This is a genomic window from Sphingomonas sp. Tas61C01, from assembly GCF_052567495.1.
Genome location: NZ_CP199583.1, coordinates 863,450 through 880,084, shown reverse-complemented (window position 1 = coordinate 880,084; position 16,635 = coordinate 863,450). Strand labels below are relative to the sequence as shown.

Below are 16,635 nucleotides of genomic sequence, written 5' to 3'. Positions count from 1 at the left end.
CGGACAGCGACTTCCTTGACCTGGGTCAAGCTCGGCCCGCGTTAACGACCTTCGGTGAGAAGTTAGTCGCAAAGACATCGTAAGCAAGATGCCTGAGGAAGGGTGTCTTATGCCGAAAATCGTCGCCGGATTCTGCGCCGCGCTGTTGTTCGCCACGACGAGCAATGCCGCGATGGCGCAATCGCTCACCTGGCGCATCTCCGAGGCCGCGGGTGCGGTGTCGGTGCGGCGTGGCGCGGAGCTGCGCCCCGCAGTCCGCGATGCGGTCCTGGCGCCGGGGGATGCGGTGGTGACCGGCGCGGGCGGACGCGCGGTGCTGGTGCATGACCGCGACTTCGTGACGGTCAGCGCCAACAGCCGAGTCACGGTGCCGGCGGTGCAGGAGGCGAGCGGCTTCACCCAAATCATCCAGAATATCGGCAACGCGATCTTCCGCATCGAAAAGCTGAAGACGCCGCACTTCGGGGTCAAGACGCCGTACCTCGCGGCCGTCGTGAAGGGCACGACCTTCTCGGTCACGGTCGATGGAACCGGCACGTCGTTGCAGGTCGTCGAGGGTGCGGTCGAGGTCGCGACTCTCGACGGCGGCGCGAAGGACCTGATCCGGCCGGGCGCGGTCGCGACGATCGGAGCGGGCGATCTGTTCCGTCTCCAGGTCCAGGGCGACAGCGCACGGACGATCGATTCGCCCGGACGCCCCGCCGACGCCCCGGCAGCCGCCACGCCGGCCGCCGCGCCGTTGAGCAGCCAGGCGACCCCGACCCCGGTCCAGTCGGCGGACGCGGTCGCCGTCGACGCCGGGCGCCAGACGATCGGCGAGGCGATCTCCTCGAAGCCGGTCGATCTTGCCTCGATCACCGGCGGGATGATGACCGGGACCACCGCGGCGGCGCCCGCGATGCTGGTCGCGGCGGTGAAGCTCGAAACCGCCGCACCGACGCCGGCCGCGCCCGCAGCGCAGCCCATGCCGGCTCCAGTCACGGTGGCCGGGGCGCAGCCCGCCGCGCCGACGGTACAGTCCACGCCGACACCCGCAGCGGTGGCCGAAGCGCCGCCGGCCGCATTGCCCGTGGTCGTCGCCGATGCGCCGGTGATCGGCTCGCCGGCAAAGAATGACCCGGTCGCGACCACACCGACATCTGATGTTCCGAAGCCGGACGCCGCGGTGTCCCAGCCGGCGAAGGATACCGCCCCTACTGTCGTGAAGGACAAGGCCGACGACGCCAAGACGGCGGCAGACGATCTCGCCAAGGCGCAGGATCGGGCCGCCAAGGACGCCGAAAAGGCTGCCAAGGACGCCGAAAAGGCGACAAAGGACGCTGAAAAGGACGGCGGCAAGGCCGACAATGCCGGGAAGGACTCGGACAAGGAAGCGGACAAGGCTGCTAAGGATTCGGACAAGGACGCCGACAAGGCGGCAAAAGACGCAGACAAGGCGGCCAAGGACGCTGCGAAGAACGCCGACGACGCGGCTAAGCAGGCCGCCAAGGACGCCGACGACGCGAAGAAGGCAGCCGACGACGCGGCCAAGCAGGCCGCCAAGGATGCCGACGACGCGAAGAAGGCCGCGGACGACGCGGCTAAGGATGCCGCCAAGGTCCTCGAGGATGCCGCCAAGGCCGCCGCGAAAGCTACGCAGGATGCGATCGATGTCGCCGCCGAACTCGCCAAGGCCGCGCTCGACAAGCTGTTGCCGCCCCTGCCGGGGGGGCATTGATGGCCACCCCGTCGCGACGCAGCGAGCCGCGCCTGAAGGTGTTCCAGCCGGCGACCCTCCACACCGGGGGTGATCCGGCGCGGGTGCATGTGCTCGACGTGTCCCCGCGGGGCGCGCTGGTCCACGGGCTGGCGCAGGTCGCGCCCGGAAACCTGATGGCGCTGGTATGCTGCGGCTGGACGCGCGCGGCGAACGTCGCGTGGAAAACCGACAAGCGGTTCGGCGTCCGCTTCGTCGAGCCGTTGTCGAGCGGCGAGATCTCCGCCGCGACCTCGATCGTCCGCAAGCGCGGCGATCCCGCCTGAAGCGCCGCCGGAATTGACGTCATCTTAGGACGATCGCTGCATCGTACGCGAACGACCGGCGGAGCAATGACGTGACGTTCAATCCCTTGCGCAATCATGCCGCGCTGATCCTGGCGAGCGCGCTCGCGATCGCGATCGTGGCCAGCCTGTCGGGATTCGCCGGCGTACTCGATCGCGCGCTCGATCCGCTCCGCTTCCAGCTGCTCTCGCATCCCGCCAGCGGTAGGATCGCGGTGGTCGAGATGGATGCCGCCTCGATCGCCGCGATCGATCGCTGGCCCTGGTCGCGCGACAATCATGCGCGGCTGGTCGATCGGCTACGGCAGGCGGGCGCGGCGTCGGTGGTGTTCGACGTCGACTTCTCCTCGCCCTCCGACGCGGCCGGCGATCGTGCGTTCGCGGCGGCGTTGCAGCGATCGCCCGGCCTGGTTGCGTTGGCGACGCTGTCTCAGGAAGCGCAGATGGGCGCCGCCCGCCAGATCGATTCGCTGCCGATCCCGATCCTGCGCGATCATGCGACGCTCCAGTCGGTCAGCATCGCGCCCGATTCCGACGGCACGATCCGCGCGGCGCCGTTCGGCACGATCACCGACGCGACCCCGCGCCCCTCGCTGTCAGCCTATGTCGCGGGCCGATCCGGCGCCGCCGACGATGATTTCACGATCGACTATTCGATCGACGCCGCCACCATCCCGCGGCTGAGCTTCGTTGCGGTGCGTGACGGCCGCTTCGATCGGACGGCGGTCGCCGGGCGCGACGTCATCGTCGGCGCGACCGCGGTGGAGATGGGCGATCGCTATGCGACGCCGCGCTGGGGCGTGATCCCGGGTGTGATCATCCAGGCGCTCGCCGCGGAGACGCTGATCGCGGGCGTGCCGAGGCCGGGCGGCGAGACCATCCCGATCCTTGCCGCGCTGGTGCTGGCGATCGCGATCCTGCGCGCGCGAACGGTAATCCATATCGCGGTGACGTCGCTGGTCGCGACGCTGGTGCTGATCGGCGCGGCGCTGGCGGCGCAGCGCGGGGCGTCGACGATCTTCCCGATCGCGGCCGGCCTGCTGCTGCTGCTGGCGACGCTCGCCGGACGCTATGCGCAGCATGTGCTCGGGCGCTTCCGTCACCAGCAGCTGATCGACGAGGAGACCGGACTCGGCAACCGCAAGGCGATGGTGCTCGCGCTCGCCGCTCGGCCGGCGCTGCGGCTTGCGGTCGCGCATATTGCCGATCTCGAGAGCCTGGTCGCGGTGCTCGGGCATAGCGGCGAGCGCGATCTGGTGCTGCGGGTCACCGATCGACTGCGGCTGGCGAGCCGCGACGGCGCGATCTTCCGCCTGACCGATCGGCTGCTCGCCTTCGAACTCGGCGATCGCGACACCGTCGACGACGCGATGGCGGGCCTGCGTACCGTGATGCTGCAGCCGGTCGAGGTTGCCGGTCGACGCGTCGACGTCGCGCTGACGATCGGGGTCGCGGACGGGCAGGGCGATGCCGCCGACGCCTGCCTGACCAGCGCCGCGCTGGCGGCGGAGAACGCGGCGCAGGGTGGCGTGTTCTGGCGCCAGACCGTCGCCGACATGGCGGTGCTGGAACGCCGCCTGTCGCTGATGGGCGAACTAGACGACGCGCTGGCGAACGGCCAGATCGAAGTCCATTACCAGCCCAAGCTTGCCCTGGCGCAGGATCGGATCGCGAGCGTCGAGGCGCTGGTGCGCTGGCGCCATCCCGAACGCGGGTTCATCGGCCCCGATCATTTCATTCCGCTCGCCGAGCAGACCGGGCGGGTCGCACCGCTGACCCTGTTCGTGCTGGCGCGGGTGATCGAGGACCTCGCGCATTGGCGATCGATCGGGCTCGATCTGACCGCGGCGGTCAACATCTCCGCCAAGCTGGTCACCGCGACGCGCTTCAACGCCGACGTGCGCGGGCTGCTGGCGCAGGACCATGTACCGATCGACCGGCTGATCTTCGAGGTCACCGAAAGCGCGACCCTGGCGGACCCGCAGGCCGCGGTCGCCGCGCTGGTCGCGCTGCGCGATCTCGGGATCGGGATCTCGATGGACGATTACGGCACCGGCCAATCCACGCTGACCTATTTACGGACGCTGCCGCTGTCCGAACTCAAGATCGACCGATCGTTCGTCCAGCACGCGCACGTCAATCACAAGGACGGAGTCATGGTGCGGTCGACGATCGACCTGGCGCACGATCTCGGGCTGAAGGTGGTGGCGGAGGGGATCGAGGACGCCGACTGCCTCGCCTTCCTGCGCGCCGCGGGGTGCGACATGGCGCAGGGCTATCACATCAGCCGCCCGATCCCCGCCGCTGCGCTCGTCGAGCTGCTCCGGGGGGATCAGGCGCTGGCGGCGTGACCTATTCGAGGTCGTTTTCGCTGACGACGACCATCGACTGGGATTCGTCGCGAGCCAGGGCGCTGAGCGCGGCGTCGCTGATCGGATCGATGAAGCGGTTGAACATGTCGACCGCATCGTCCTCCGGCGCATCGCCGCTCAGCGCTTCGAGCAAGTCGTATTGCACCGCGAACTGATATTCGTCGCCATCGACTTCACCGGCGAATTCGACCTGTCGTTCGTCGACATTGTCGAGGATCGTGGTGTTATCGATGTCGAGGCGGTTTGCGGCCATGTGGTTCTGCTCCTGATCGAGGCGTAGCGCCTCACGACGCTGCTAATCGCGCGAGCGGCGATCCTGTTCCCCGGGAGCTGACGAGAAGCAAGCTCGGTCTAGAACTCGACCTTGTTCCGGCCGCTTTCCTTGGCGCGGTAGAGCAACTGGTCGGCGTCGGTCACCGCCTCGTCGAACTTGCAGCCGTGGAGCGGCGACACGCCCGCGGAAAAGGTGATCGGGCGCATCGGTTCGTCGGTGGTGCGTAGGCGGACCATGCGGCCGGCTAGATCGGTGCGGGCGCGGTCGACCAACTCGGCGGCTTCCTCGACGGTGACGCCGTTCATCAGGATGATGAATTCCTCGCCGCCCCAGCGCGCGACCAGATGCGGGTCGCAGCTCTTGCTGAGCGAGGTGGCGACCAGCTGGAGCACGCGGTCGCCGACGACATGGCCGTAGCGATCGTTGATCGATTTGAAGAAATCGATGTCGCAGATCGCAAGCGCGGCCTGGCCGCGCGCCGGGAGCACGCGAATCTCCTCTTCGACACCGCGGCGGTTGTGGAGCCCGGTCAGCGCGTCGCGCGCGGCATCGCCCTTGGCGGCTTCCACCTCCTGACGCAGCGCCTCGATCTGCCGGGTCGCGGCGGCGAGTGCGGCTTCGGTGGTCTGCGAATAGGCGACCATCGCGGTGACGATCGCGACCGTGTCGGCGCCGTTGCCGATCTCCGCCAGCCCGCCGCTGAGATCGCGGCCGAACTGCCCGGTGGTCGCAAGCGCGCCCGCGGCAAGATCGGCGAGCTGGAGCGTCTGGTGACGTACCTGGCGCGCAGTGTCGATTTCGCCCGGCGCCTGGGTATGCGCGAGGCGGATCTGGTCGGCGGTGATCTGGGTCAGGCGCTCGCCTGCCATCAGCACCGCATCGACCGCCCGCGCGAGCGCGCTGTCGCGATCGATGCGATAGCGGTAGGCGAGCTCGTAATTGGTCGGCGTCGCGGCGAGCCGCTGTTCGGCGAGGAACGCGACGGCTTCGAAGCCGACATCGTTGACCGGCTCCGCCGTCGCCTTGTTCGCCGCCGCCGCTCGCCCCAGTCGTTCAAACACACGCGTCTCCGCCTATTGGATCAGGCTCGATAACGCGAAAACGTAAAGGGCGGCTTTCCAAGCCGGCGGCGATATTCCCGCCTAGACGCCGGTCACCACCGGGATATTGGGGTCGCAGGGCGGGGTGATCGCCGCCGGCACGCCGGCCGGGACCTGCGGCGCGGTAGCTGCGAAGACCGCCTTTCGTGCCTGCGGCACCGTCGCGACCGCGGTGACCATCAGCGCGGGCGGGCAGACGCACATCGCCGCCTTCGCCAGCAGGCTCATCTTCGATCCGCCGCCGATCCCGGCGGTCATCGCCTGGACCGGTTCGAGCAGGCTCCACAGGATTCCGCCGCCGGCAAGGCCGACACTACGCCGCCGCCGGCGCAACGAATGGCGGCTGCCACTACGACGTGCGCCGCCAACAGGTGCCCGCACCTTCGCGGGCGCGCGGCTGCGCAGCGCGGCACCGAGCAGGCCGAAGCCGAGCAGCATCATCGACCAGGTCGCGGGCTCGGGCACCGCGGGCAGGGGCGTTTCGCCACCCCCGCCGCCGGGTCCGCCCGTTCCGGGTCCACCGCCCGGTCCCGGCCCACCACCGCCGACATTGCTGCCGGGAACGCCACCGCCGACGATCGTACCGACAGAGGACGGGCTACCGAAATAATTGCTCGTCACGCCATCGGGCGGCACCGCCGCCGCGAAGGTCGACTGCGGCACGATCGGCGCATTGGCGAAAGCGGGCGGGCAGGGCACCGGTGCCGCAACGGCAGCAGTACGCTGCGGTCGCGCACGGTTCGGCTGCGCCTTGGGCGCCGGGCGGGTCGCATGATGCACCGCGTTGCGAACCGGCGGAACATAGGCGGTCGTGGCCGCCAGCATTGCCGGAGGGCAGATGCACAGGGCTGCTTTACTGAGTAGCGCCGCCTTCATTCCGTGCCGCCCCTTTGTGCATTAACGTTTCGTTGTCGTTCCAACGTCCCGACTGGACTTTGGTTCAACGAAGTAGAGTCAAGTTCGCGTTAACTATTTGCGAATACGCAGCGTTACCACCCCGGCGCGCAAAAGCAAAGCGGCGCCGTCGTCTCAATTGCATCAGGCAGGGACACGACCGGCGACTCGGGATGCGTCGGTATGCGAGGCAAATTCGCTAGCGCTTTATTGGTCGGACTGTCGATCGCCGCGGCCTCACCTGTGCGTGCGCAAACAATGCTCGAACGAAATGTACTAATCGAAATTAATCGCGTGCGTGCTGATCCGGCTGCCTATGCCGAGCATCTACGCGACTATCGCCGCTATTATAAAGGCAATATCGTCGCCGCACCGGGGATGAAAGTACGCTACCTCACGGAAGAAGGGGTCGCGCCGGTCGACGAGGCGGTCGATTATCTCGAGCGCCAGGGCCGGCGTCGCCCGCTCGCCCCCGCCGAGTTGCTGCGCGCGGCCGCGATCGATCATTGTGCCGAACAGGCCGCCGATGGCACGCTCGGCCATGCCGGCGCCGACGGATCGGATCCCGGCGCGCGCGTGCGACGGCGTGGCGGCGGCATCTATGTCGGCGAAGTGATCACCTACGGGTCGGACAACGCCGCCGATGTCGTTCGCCAACTGATCGTCGACGACGGCGTGGCCGACCGCGGTCATCGCAAGCTGGTGTTCGCGGACGATATCGACTTCGCCGGGGTCTCGTGCGGGCCGCACCCGGCATTCGGCACGATGTGCGTCGTCGATGTCGCACGCACCGTCGACGGAAGATCGCGGATGCAGTTCGCGGCGAACTGATCCTACTTAATCGTATCCGGCGTGGTGCGACCCGGAACGCATTGCCACGACCCATGGTTGTGCCCGCATGCGGACCCGTCGGGTCGGCGTCGCTGGAGTTGCTGCCATGTTGTGGACCATTGCCGTCATCCTGCTGATCCTGTGGGTCCTGGGTTTCTCGCTGCACGTCGCCGGTGGGCTCATCCACATCATCCTGGTGATCGCGGTGGTCGTGGTCCTCATCAAGCTCTTCACCGGCCGCAGCGCGGTATAGCCTCAGCGCGGGTGCCGCGCCGCGAGCGCGATACCCGCGAGGTTCTTGGCGCGCGGCACCAACCTGACGCGGACGCTGGCGAAACCGGCGACCGCGTCGCGGTAGTTTGCGAGATGATCGGTCCGGCCTGCCCCGGTGCCGCTCGCTTGCGCCACGACGAACGCCGAATCGCCCACGAACTCGACATCGTCGATGCCCAGCTCCCGCGCCAGCCGCGCTGCGGCGATCAGCGCCAGCCATTCGGCATCGTTGTTGTCGCCTAAACCCGCGTCGCCGTTAACCCGCGCGACGCCGTTCGCGACCACCGCGGTCTCGATGCGCCCGGGATTGGGCCGGCAGCCGCCGTCGAAGAAGATCCGCTGGCGCGCGTGGGCCGACCGCATCGGTTCAGCGGACGCGGCGGGCGGTAAGGATCTTGACCTTGGGCTGCAGCATCTGCCCCTTCATCGGCCCGTCGCCATCGGTCGGCGAGGTCGGCGCGGCGAGGATGCGGCGGACGATGTCCATGCCCTCCACGACCTGGCCGAACGCGGCGAACCCGGCATTGTCGCCGGGCTGGTCAGGCTGCGAATCGAGCGACGGCATCGGCCCGACGATGATGAAGAAGTCCGCCCGCGCGCTGTCCGGTGCCGCGCGCGCCATCGAGATCGTCCCGTCGACATGCCTGAGCCCGGTCTTGCTGGTCGGCTCGAGCGCGATCGGCGGGTAGAGCAGCTTGCCCTCGCGTACGCCTCCCTGGATCAGGCCGTTGTCGGACGCGAGCTTCATCGCACGGTAGAAATCGATGCCGTCGAGCCGCTTGCCATCGACATAGCGCAGGAAATTGGCGGTCGTGATCGGCGCACGGTCCTTCTCCAGGGCGAGCGTGATCGGCCCCTCGCTGGTGGTAAGCACGACCCGCACGGTGGCGGCGGGAACGGGGGCGGCGGGAAGCGGAGGGGGCGGCACCGTCGGTACGGTTGGGGCGGTCGAGATCGTCTGGGCGGCGAGCGGCGCCGCGCAGCCGAGGATCAGCAGGGTGAGTCGGATCATCATGCCCTTTGCTACCCGCCGCCCGGCGCCCGCGAAACGGCAAAGACCGCCGCCGGCTATCGTACTGATGCACATTAAGCATTCCCAAGGCTCGGAAACGATGCGCGGATTTGCGCGTTCGCCCGGCAATGACTGTTCTAGATACCCCTCCCGCCTATGCGGATAACGACCATCCCCTGACCGAACGTTTTCGCGATTTCGTCACCGATTCTGGGTTCCCCTGCGTCGGCGCAAAGGCGGCGTTGGCGAAAGGAACCATGCGGTTCGTGGTCGCGCGCGATCTGCAATCCGGCTGGGACGACCTGCGACTATGGCCCGCGCTGTATCAGTTGGCGCAGGACTACAAGGCCGACCCGGCGCTGTTCCAGTCGCTCGTGGTGCTGTTCGAAGGTCCCGACGACCTGACCGAGGAGTGCTTCGAGCAGGCGCTGTGGCAGCGTGTCCAGTCGCTCAGCGACAAGGACGCCTGGTTCGGCCAGGAACCCGATGCGCGGGTGAGCAGCGATCCCGACGATCCGCATTTCTCGTTGAGCTTCGGCGGCGAAGGGTTCTTCGTGGTCGGTCTCCACCCCAATGCCAGCCGCCCGGCGCGTCGGTTCGACCGGCCGGCGATGGTGTTCAACCTTCACGACCAGTTCGAACAACTGCGCGCGCAGGGACGGTACGAGAAGCTGCGTGATTCGATCATCGCGCGCGACATCGCGCTGGCGGGGTCGGCGAACCCGATGCTCGCGCGTCACGGCAGCGCGTCGGAGGCGCAGCAATATAGCGGGCGGCTGATCGACTCCGCCTGGGCCTGCCCCTATGCCCGGCGCGAAACGGAGCCCGGCCTTGACGCATGAGATCCCGCCCCGCAGCGGCGCGGGCTTCGAATTGAAGGCCGGCCAACGCCTGACCGTGATCGATCCGCGTGGCGAACAGGTGGCCGATCTGCTGGCCTATTCGCTCGCCGATGTGGACGAGGTGATTTCGAGCGGCCGGACGCTCGATTACGCCAACCGGATCTACCTGACGACCGGCGATGTGCTGTATTCCAACCGGTCGACGCCGATGCTCGAGATCGTGCAGGACGATGTCGGACGGCATGATTTCCTGCTGACGCCGTGCTCCGCCGACACGTTCCGGATCATCTACGGCGATACCGATCCCCACCGCGGGTGCTTCGGCAACCTTGCCGCGGCACTGGCGCCCTGGGGCGTGTTGCCCGATCGCATCCCGATCGCGTTCAATTGCTTCATGAACGTCCCCGTCGATGGCACGACCGGCGCGTTCACGGTCGAGGCGCCGTTGAGCAAGGCCGGCGATTCGATCGTGTTCGAAGCCAGGATGGACCTGGTGATCGGGCTGACCGCGTGCTCGGCGCTGCAATCGAACAACGGCAGCTTCAAGCCGATCCACTACCGGGTGGATTGAGGGCCGAAGCCCTTACATCCGCTGTCCTTGTGCTCCCGCGAAGGCGGGAGCCCAGTACTGGGTCCCCGCCTTCGCGGGGACACATTGTCGATGTCCGTTATCCTGGGCTCCTGCGTGCGCAGGAGCACGGCTTCAGCCGTCCACCGCGATGCGGCCCAAGGCAGGATCGTCGGTGAAGAACCCGTCGATCCCGCAGGCGATGCAGCGCCGCATCTCCTCGATCGATCCCTCCGGATGGCGGGCGTCGGGGCCACCCGGCCCTTGCAGGTCCGCAGGGAGGAAGCGGTTTTCCGGGCGAAAGGTCCAGATCCGCGCCAGCAGCCCGGCGGCTTGCGCGTCCGCGACCAGCGTCGTCGGCTTGGTCAGCCGGTTGTCGGCACCGACCGGGATCACCGCGCGGATCTGCGGCGCGACGACATCGGCATAGCCCGCGATCTCGCGCAGGCCGGCGGGCGTGATCATCCGACCGTAGGTCAGCGTCCCCCCGACCGCGGCGACATCGGCAGGGCGGGTCGCGGGTTCGGCGATCAGCTGCATCAGGCGGATGTTCGCGGGCTTGCCGAGCTTCTTGCGGAGCACGCGCAGATTGGCGGTCTCGAACGACTGGATCTCGACCGGCGCGGTGCGGGTATAGGCGTGTGCGCCGATCCGCTCGACGAACGCGTCCTCGAACCCGCGGCCGATCGAATGGAAATAGGTCGAATGCTTCAGCTCGGGCACGAGGCCGATCACCCGCCGCCGCGCCGCGCTCTCGGCGGCGGCGAAGTCGATGATCTCGTCCAACGTGACCACCTGGAACTGGCCGTCATAGCTGCGGCTCTCGGGCCGCACCGCGCCGAGCCGCTCGATCGCGCATAGCGTCTTCAGCTCGTCGAGCGTGAAATCCTCGACGAACCAGCCGGTGATGGCCGCGCCGTCCACCGTCTTGGTGGTGCGCCGCGCCGCGAAATCGCGGCGGGAGGCGATATCGGTGGTGTCCGCGATGTTGTTCTCGTGACGCGCGACCAGCACCCCGTCGCGGGTGATGACCAGATCGGGTTCGATATAATCCGCGCCGTCCTCGATCGCCTTGGCATAGGCCGCTAGGGTGTGTTCGGGGCGCAGCGCGGAGGCACCCCGATGCGCGAAGACCAGCGGCTTGGCCGCTCGGCCCGCGGCCGTGGTGGTTGCCGGCAGGGTCATCGCGCCGCCGATGATGGTCAGCGCGGTTCGGCGGGTCAAGGTGCCGGGCATTGGTTCTTCCTGATCTGGCTGGCCGCTGATCGGCGTCGATCGCGCGCTAGCCCCGGCATATGACCGCTCGGTGACACCAGCCACGGGAGCCTTCCTCTCCGACACGGGTTCTGCTGCGATGCAAACGATCGAACAGGCCATCCCCGATTGGCTCGCGCGCTTCGGTGGTGTCGCGGTGCTGCTGCTGACCGTGATCGTCGCGCACAGCGTCGCCATCGCGGTGATGCGGCGCCTGACCTCGCGGACCAAGACCCGGACCGACGACATCCTGGTCGCACGGTTGCGCTGGCCGACCTTCTGGCTGCTGATCGGCATGGCGCTCGCCGCGTCGGGGCCTAGCCTCGATCTGCCTGCCTATTGGGACCGGATCTGGCAGCGCGTGCTCGGGCTGATCTCACCCGCGATCCTCGGCTGGGTGTTCTACGCGCTGCTCACCGCCTATCGCGACATCGGCGAGGCGCGGTTCGACATCAGCGTCGCCGACAATCTGCGCGCACGGCGGCGGCGGACGCGGATCGGCATCCTCTACCGCGTCGGCGTCGTCCTGCTCGGGCTGGTCGTGTTCTGCCTGATGCTGATGAGCATCCCCAGCGTTCGCAACATCGGCGTCACCCTGATCGCCTCGGCGGGTCTCGCCGGCCTCGCGCTCGGCGCCGCGGCGCAGCCGGCGCTGAAGAACCTGATCGCGGGTATCCAGATGGCGTTCACCGAGCCGATCCGCCTCGACGACGTCGTCATCATCGAGAACGAATGGGGGCGGATCGAGGATATCCGGCTGACCTATGTGGTGGTCAGGATCTGGGACGATCGCCGGCTGATCGTGCCGGTGTCCAAGTTCCTCGAGAACAGCTTCCAGAACTGGACCCGCGACACCAGCGCGCTGATGGGATCGGTGTTCTGGTATCTCGATCCCGCCGCCGACGTCGCGCGGATTCGCGCCAAGGTGGAAGAGGCGGTGCGCGCCAGCGAGCGGTGGGACGGGCGCTTCTTCAACTGCCAGGTTACCGACAGCAAGCCCGACGGCATCATGGAAGTACGTGCGCTGATGACCGCCCAGAACGCCTCGATCGCGTTCGACCTGCGCTGCGAGGTGCGCGAGGCGATCTACGCGTTCATCCGCAACGACATGCCCGAGGCGCTGCCGCGCGAACGGCTCATGCGGGCACCGGCTCCCGCTCCATCAACGCCGACGTGAAGGTGTCGAGCCACCAGCTGATATCCTGCTGCTCGATCGCCGCCATCATCTTGCGCCAGCGATCGATGCGCTCCGTCCTGGACATCCGCAGCGCCCGGATGATCGCGTCGGACATCTCCTCCGCGCTGTACGGGTTGACCAGCAACGCGTCGGTCAGCTGGGTCGCGGCGCCGGCGAAGCGCGACAGGATCAGCACGCCCGGATCCTCCGGATCCTGCGCGGCGACATATTCCTTCGCGACCAGGTTCATGCCGTCGCGCAGCGGCGTCACCAGCCCGATCTTGGCGGCGCGGTAGATGCCGGCGAGCACGTCGCGCGAATAGCCCTGGTTGACGTAGCGGATCGGCACCCAGTCGATATCGGCATATTCGCCGTTGATCCGCCCCGACAGTTCCTCGAGCGTGCGGCGGATCTTCTGGTAGCTGCCGACCGCTTCGCGCGACGGCGGCGCGATCTGCAGCAGGAACACCTCCTTGCGCTCCTCGGGATGCTCGGTGAGGAAGCGTTCGTAGCCGAGGAACCGCTCCTCCAGCCCCTTGGAATAATCGAGCCGGTCGACCCCGACGATCATGTCGCGCCCGGTGGCGCTGTCGCGCATCTGGCGATAGGCGAGCCGCGCCTTGGTGCCCGCCGCGAGATCGACGAACTCCTGCACGTCGATCCCGATCGGCACCGCCATCACCCGCACCCGGCGCCCGTCGAGCACCAGATCCTCGCCGTCGCGCACCGCGCCCAGCTCCTGCTCCGCGAAGTCGCAGAAGGATTGCAACCATTCGTCGATGTGGAAGCCGATGACGTCATAGGCGAACAGCGATCGCGCCAGCGCCTGCGCCTCGGGCAGGATCGACATCAGCCGACGCGGCGGCCACGGAATGTGGAGGAAGAAGCCGATCCGGTTCCCGCAGCCCCGCTTGCGCAGCTCGTCGCCGAGCGGGAACATGTGGTAGTCCTGGATCCAGATCGCGTCGCCGTCCTCGATCAGCGGGTAGACCGTCTCGGCAAAGCGTTCGTTGACCCGCCGATACCCACCTGCATATTCGCGCTCGTACTCCGCCAGATCGACGCGGTAGTGGAACAGTGGCCATAGCGTGCGGTTCGCATAGCCGTTGTAATATTCGTCGACGTCCTGGTCCTCCAGGTCGATCGTCGCGGTGGTGACGCCGTCGCTGCGCTCGAAATGGATGTCGCCGGTGAAGCTGTCGGCCCGGTCGCCCGACCAGCCGAACCAGATCCCCTTATATTCGCGCAGCGCCGAGGCGAGGGCCACCGCCAGACCGCCCTGCGCGCCCGAATGCGACCCGGTCGGCGCCGACACCCGGTTCGAGATGACGATCAGCCGGCTCACCGGATCGAGCTCCACGGCTTGCTCAGCAGCGAGGCGCAGTTGATCATGCCGACCAGCGAATAGGTCTGCGGGTAATTGCCCCACAACTCGCCGGTATGCGGATCGATATCTTCGGACAGCAGCCCGGCCGCGGTTCGCCGCCCCAGCATCTCCTCGAACAGCGCGCGCGCATCGTCGCCGCGCCCGGTGAAATGCAGCGCCTCGATCAGCCAGAAGGTGCAGACGTTGAACGCGGTCTCGGGCAGCCCGAAATCGTCTTCGGTATCGTAGCGCAGCATGTGGCTGCCGCGCCGCAAGCCCGCCTCGACCGCGGCGAGTGTGCCGAGGAAACGCGGATCGTCGGGTTCGAAGAAGCGCAGGTCGAGCAGCTGGATCAGGCTGGCGTCGAGATCGTCGCCCGAGAAGGTCGCCGACATCCGGTTGGTGTCGGGGCGCCAGGCGCGGTCCTCGATCACCTTGCGGATGTGATCGGCGCGTTCCTGCCAGAAGGTGCAGCGCTTCGGCAGGTCGAGCACCTTGGCGGCGTTGGCGAGGCGGTCGCACGCCGCCCAGCACATCGCCGCCGAATAGGTGTGGACGCTCTGCCGGGTGCGCAGCTCCCACAGCCCTGCATCGGGCTGGTCGTAATGCGTCCAGGCGCGCTCGCCGATCTTCTCCAGCGCCTCGAAATCCTCGATGCCGCTCGGGCGGAACAGCCGCTGGTCGAAGAAGGCGTGGACGCTGCACAGGATGATCTGGCCATAGGCGTCGTATTGATGCTGCGAATAGGCGGCGTTGCCGACCCGGACCGGGCCCATCCCGCGATAGCCCGCTAGATCGGGCGCAAAGCGTTCCTCCAGCGTCGCCTCGCCGAGCACGCCGTAAAGCGGCTGGATGTGCCCGCCGCGCGCCTCGTCGACGATATTGCGGAGGTAGCCGAGATACCCTTCGAGCACGTCGAGCGCGCCGAGCCGGTTGAGCGCCTGCACGGTGTAATAGGCGTCGCGCACCCAACAGTAGCGATAGTCCCAATTCCGCTCCGACCCGGCATGTTCGGGGATCGAGGTGGTCAGCGCCGCGACGATCGCGCCGGTTTCCTCGTGCTGGCACAGCTTCAGCGTGATCGCCGAGCGGATCACGACATCCTGCCATTCGAGCGGGATCGCGAGCCCGCGGACCCATTCCTGCCATTCCAGCGTGGTGTCGTGCAGCATCGCGTCGACCGTCGCCGCCAGATCGCCGCTGAAGCTTTCGTCGGGCCCCAGGAAGAAGTGCAGCGGCTGTTCCAGGCGGAACGAGCGCTCGTCCTGGATCATCCCGATCGGCGCGGTGGTGGTCAAACGTAGCGACATCTTGTCGAGCAGGACGCGGAGGTGGTTCGACCCGCCATTATGCTCCTGGCACGATCCGCCCCACCCGCAGGTGGTGCGCAGCGTGACGCGGATGCGCGGCGATCCCGCCACCGGCCGAACGATCCGCGCGAACGCGACCGGTCGATAGGTGCGCCCCTGGCGTTCGAACCGCGGGCAGAAATCGATCACCTCGATCGCATTGCCCGACGAATCGGTGTGGCGGCTGACCAGTATCGCGGTGTTGCGGATATAGCGTTGCTCGACGCTCGCCGAATCCTCGATGTCGATGGCCCAATAGCCGCGCTCGGGCTCGGCACCGCCGACCAGCGCGGAGAACAGCGGATCGCCGTCGACCCGCGGTACGCATGCCCAGATGTAGCGTCCCGCGCGATCGACCAGCGCGCTCACCTGGCAATTGCCGATCGGCCAGAGATCCACCGACGTCATGCCACTCGCTCCGTCGCCGCAGTCAGCCAGGTCCTCGTCTCGGCAACCGATCGCAGCCGGTATGCCGCCGCGGTCGCGCGCACGGCGCCGACAAGGATGCCGGCGCCGCCATGTGCTGCCGCCGCGACCATCGCAGGCTCGTCGGTATCGTCGTCGCCGAGGAAGACCGGGCGATGCCCGGCGAGCGTCGGCGCCGCCATCATCGCGGCGAGCGCGGTGCCCTTGTCGGCGCCGGGAACCCGCACCTCGACCATCATCTTGCCGGTCTGGAGCTGGAGCCCCGCGTCCGCCGCGAGGCTGCGGGCGAGATCGGTGCTCGCGGATTCGGCGGCGGGAAGGTTGCGATAGTGAAGCGCCGCACCCAGCGGCTTCTCCTCGACCAGCACCCCGGTTTGTGCAGTTGCGAAGGCTTTCATACGGGTGACTATACGGTCGAGGGCCATCGGCCGTTCCACCCGATCGTGCCGCCCGTCGGGCCACGCGATCTCCAGCCCGTGGCTACCCGAGATCGTGAAGTCCGCATTTCCGAAGAGTGCCCGCACTCCCTCGACCGGCCGACCGCTGACGATCGCCACCCGCCCGTCGAGCGCCACCACCAGCCGCGCCATCAGCGCCGCCAGCGCGTCGTCCACCGCCGCCGCATCCGGTGTCGCGACGAGATCGACCAGCGTCCCATCGAAATCGAGAAACAGCGCGGCCCCGCGAAGCAGGTCGAGTGGCGGAGGGGGGAGGGTGATCACCGGCGCCGTGTCGGTGATCGGGCGGGGAGGGTCAAGCGGGCGGACCGTCGCGTGGCCGCCAAGAACGGGAGCGACGCGTGCCGCAGTCCCGGCGATACAGATTTTTCGGGGTAGTCGCGATATCGCCTGCGACAT

17 protein-coding genes are annotated in these 16,635 nt (G+C 67.9%); 8 read left to right on the top strand and 9 right to left on the bottom strand.

The window, feature by feature from the left end:
• Window positions 1-109 precede the first annotated feature (109 nt).
• The 3 genes from ACT009_RS04135 to ACT009_RS04125 all read left to right on the top strand — a co-directional run bounded on the left by ACT009_RS04135 (window position 110) and on the right by ACT009_RS04125 (window position 4,391).
• Window positions 110-1,717, top strand: a complete 1,608-nt coding sequence (locus ACT009_RS04135; RefSeq protein ID WP_445193106.1) for a FecR domain-containing protein — start codon at window positions 110-112, stop codon at window positions 1,715-1,717.
• Complete coding sequence (locus ACT009_RS04130) at window positions 1,717-2,022, top strand: PilZ domain-containing protein (protein ID WP_445193105.1); 306 nt, start codon at window positions 1,717-1,719, stop codon at window positions 2,020-2,022. The genes ACT009_RS04135 and ACT009_RS04130 overlap by 1 nt, the downstream gene beginning before the upstream one ends.
• A gap of 71 nt (window positions 2,023-2,093) precedes the next feature.
• Complete coding sequence (locus ACT009_RS04125) at window positions 2,094-4,391, top strand: putative bifunctional diguanylate cyclase/phosphodiesterase (protein ID WP_445193104.1); 2,298 nt, start codon at window positions 2,094-2,096, stop codon at window positions 4,389-4,391.
• 1 nt (window position 4,392) lies between these two features.
• Here ACT009_RS04125 and ACT009_RS04120 read toward each other — a convergent pair whose 3' ends face one another.
• The 3 genes from ACT009_RS04120 to ACT009_RS04110 all read right to left on the bottom strand — a co-directional run bounded on the left by ACT009_RS04120 (window position 4,393) and on the right by ACT009_RS04110 (window position 6,611).
• Entirely contained in the window at window positions 4,393-4,665 is a 273-nt protein-coding gene (locus ACT009_RS04120; RefSeq protein WP_445193103.1) for a DUF1488 family protein, read from the bottom strand.
• A 98-nt stretch (window positions 4,666-4,763) separates the two neighbouring features.
• Window positions 4,764-5,747, bottom strand: a complete 984-nt coding sequence (locus ACT009_RS04115) for a GGDEF domain-containing protein (protein ID WP_445193102.1) — start codon at window positions 5,745-5,747, stop codon at window positions 4,764-4,766.
• A gap of 81 nt (window positions 5,748-5,828) precedes the next feature.
• Window positions 5,829-6,611, bottom strand: coding sequence for a PEPxxWA-CTERM sorting domain-containing protein (locus ACT009_RS04110; RefSeq protein WP_445193101.1), 783 nt, complete (start codon window positions 6,609-6,611; stop codon window positions 5,829-5,831).
• Window positions 6,612-6,974: 363 nt separating this feature from the next.
• Between ACT009_RS04110 and ACT009_RS04105 the strand changes: the two genes are divergently transcribed.
• Window positions 6,975-7,511, top strand: coding sequence for a CAP domain-containing protein (locus ACT009_RS04105; protein WP_445193100.1), 537 nt, complete (start codon window positions 6,975-6,977; stop codon window positions 7,509-7,511).
• Between the two features lie 106 nt (window positions 7,512-7,617).
• Window positions 7,618-7,764, top strand: a complete 147-nt coding sequence (locus tag ACT009_RS04100) for a lmo0937 family membrane protein (protein WP_445193099.1) — start codon at window positions 7,618-7,620, stop codon at window positions 7,762-7,764.
• A gap of 2 nt (window positions 7,765-7,766) precedes the next feature.
• On the opposite strand, the gene ACT009_RS04095 is transcribed toward ACT009_RS04100, so the two are convergent.
• Together ACT009_RS04095 and ACT009_RS04090 are read right to left on the bottom strand one after the other, a co-directional pair.
• Window positions 7,767-8,147: a reverse transcriptase-like protein gene (locus ACT009_RS04095; RefSeq protein WP_445193098.1), complete on the bottom strand. Its 381-nt coding sequence runs from the start codon at window positions 8,145-8,147 to the stop codon at window positions 7,767-7,769.
• 4 nt (window positions 8,148-8,151) lie between these two features.
• Window positions 8,152-8,796 (bottom strand): peptidylprolyl isomerase, encoded by a 645-nt coding sequence (locus tag ACT009_RS04090; RefSeq protein WP_445194006.1) that lies wholly within the window; start codon window positions 8,794-8,796, stop codon window positions 8,152-8,154.
• Window positions 8,797-8,924: 128 nt separating this feature from the next.
• Between ACT009_RS04090 and gntA the strand changes: the two genes are divergently transcribed.
• Both gntA and ACT009_RS04080 read left to right on the top strand, forming a co-directional pair.
• Window positions 8,925-9,638 (top strand): guanitoxin biosynthesis heme-dependent pre-guanitoxin N-hydroxylase GntA, encoded by a 714-nt coding sequence (gene gntA / locus ACT009_RS04085; RefSeq protein WP_445193097.1) that lies wholly within the window; start codon window positions 8,925-8,927, stop codon window positions 9,636-9,638.
• The gene (locus ACT009_RS04080; protein ID WP_445193096.1) at window positions 9,628-10,209 is read left to right on the top strand and encodes a DUF1989 domain-containing protein; all 582 of its coding nucleotides are present in this window, start codon (window positions 9,628-9,630) and stop codon (window positions 10,207-10,209) included. Before gntA ends, ACT009_RS04080 begins: the two co-directional genes overlap by 11 nt.
• Before the next feature lie 132 nt (window positions 10,210-10,341).
• On the opposite strand, the gene ACT009_RS04075 is transcribed toward ACT009_RS04080, so the two are convergent.
• Window positions 10,342-11,442 (bottom strand): glycerophosphodiester phosphodiesterase family protein, encoded by a 1,101-nt coding sequence (locus ACT009_RS04075; protein WP_445193095.1) that lies wholly within the window; start codon window positions 11,440-11,442, stop codon window positions 10,342-10,344.
• Between the two features lie 118 nt (window positions 11,443-11,560).
• On the opposite strand from ACT009_RS04075, the gene ACT009_RS04070 reads away from it, so the two are divergent.
• Complete coding sequence (locus tag ACT009_RS04070) at window positions 11,561-12,637, top strand: mechanosensitive ion channel family protein (RefSeq protein WP_445193094.1); 1,077 nt, start codon at window positions 11,561-11,563, stop codon at window positions 12,635-12,637.
• Here the strand turns inward: ACT009_RS04070 and ACT009_RS04065 are convergent.
• From ACT009_RS04065 to otsB, 3 genes are read right to left on the bottom strand one after another with little or no spacing between them, the layout of a single operon-like run.
• Window positions 12,597-13,997 (bottom strand): alpha,alpha-trehalose-phosphate synthase (UDP-forming), encoded by a 1,401-nt coding sequence (locus ACT009_RS04065; protein WP_445193093.1) that lies wholly within the window; start codon window positions 13,995-13,997, stop codon window positions 12,597-12,599. The two genes, ACT009_RS04070 and ACT009_RS04065, sit on opposite strands and share 41 nt — an antisense overlap.
• Window positions 13,979-15,760 carry a glycoside hydrolase family 15 protein gene (locus ACT009_RS04060; RefSeq protein ID WP_445193092.1) on the bottom strand — a complete coding sequence of 594 codons (1,782 nt, stop codon included), beginning with the start codon at window positions 15,758-15,760 and terminating at the stop codon, window positions 13,979-13,981. Before ACT009_RS04060 ends, ACT009_RS04065 begins: the two co-directional genes overlap by 19 nt.
• Entirely contained in the window at window positions 15,757-16,500 is a 744-nt protein-coding gene (gene otsB / locus ACT009_RS04055) for a trehalose-phosphatase (protein WP_445193091.1), read from the bottom strand. The genes ACT009_RS04060 and otsB overlap by 4 nt, the downstream gene beginning before the upstream one ends.
• Window positions 16,501-16,635 lie beyond the last annotated feature (135 nt).

Excerpts from the sequence above, each read along its gene's own strand:
- ACT009_RS04135 (WP_445193106.1), top strand. The coding sequence starts at position 110 with ATGCCGAAAATCGTCGCCGGATTCTGCGCCGCGCTGTTGTTCGCCACG.
- ACT009_RS04130 (WP_445193105.1), top strand. The coding sequence starts at position 1,717 with ATGGCCACCCCGTCGCGACGCAGCGAGCCGCGCCTGAAGGTGTTCCAG.
- ACT009_RS04120 (WP_445193103.1), bottom strand. The coding sequence starts at position 4,665 with ATGGCCGCAAACCGCCTCGACATCGATAACACCACGATCCTCGACAAT.
- ACT009_RS04110 (WP_445193101.1), bottom strand. The coding sequence starts at position 6,611 with ATGCTGGCGGCCACGACCGCCTATGTTCCGCCGGTTCGCAACGCGGTG.
- ACT009_RS04100 (WP_445193099.1), top strand. The coding sequence starts at position 7,618 with ATGTTGTGGACCATTGCCGTCATCCTGCTGATCCTGTGGGTCCTGGGT.
- ACT009_RS04095 (WP_445193098.1), bottom strand. The coding sequence starts at position 8,147 with ATGCGGTCGGCCCACGCGCGCCAGCGGATCTTCTTCGACGGCGGCTGC.
- ACT009_RS04090 (WP_445194006.1), bottom strand. The coding sequence starts at position 8,796 with ATGATCCGACTCACCCTGCTGATCCTCGGCTGCGCGGCGCCGCTCGCC.
- gntA (WP_445193097.1), top strand. The coding sequence starts at position 8,925 with ATGACTGTTCTAGATACCCCTCCCGCCTATGCGGATAACGACCATCCC.
- ACT009_RS04075 (WP_445193095.1), bottom strand. The coding sequence starts at position 11,442 with ATGCCCGGCACCTTGACCCGCCGAACCGCGCTGACCATCATCGGCGGC.
- ACT009_RS04070 (WP_445193094.1), top strand. The coding sequence starts at position 11,561 with ATGCAAACGATCGAACAGGCCATCCCCGATTGGCTCGCGCGCTTCGGT.
- ACT009_RS04060 (WP_445193092.1), bottom strand. The coding sequence starts at position 15,760 with ATGACGTCGGTGGATCTCTGGCCGATCGGCAATTGCCAGGTGAGCGCG.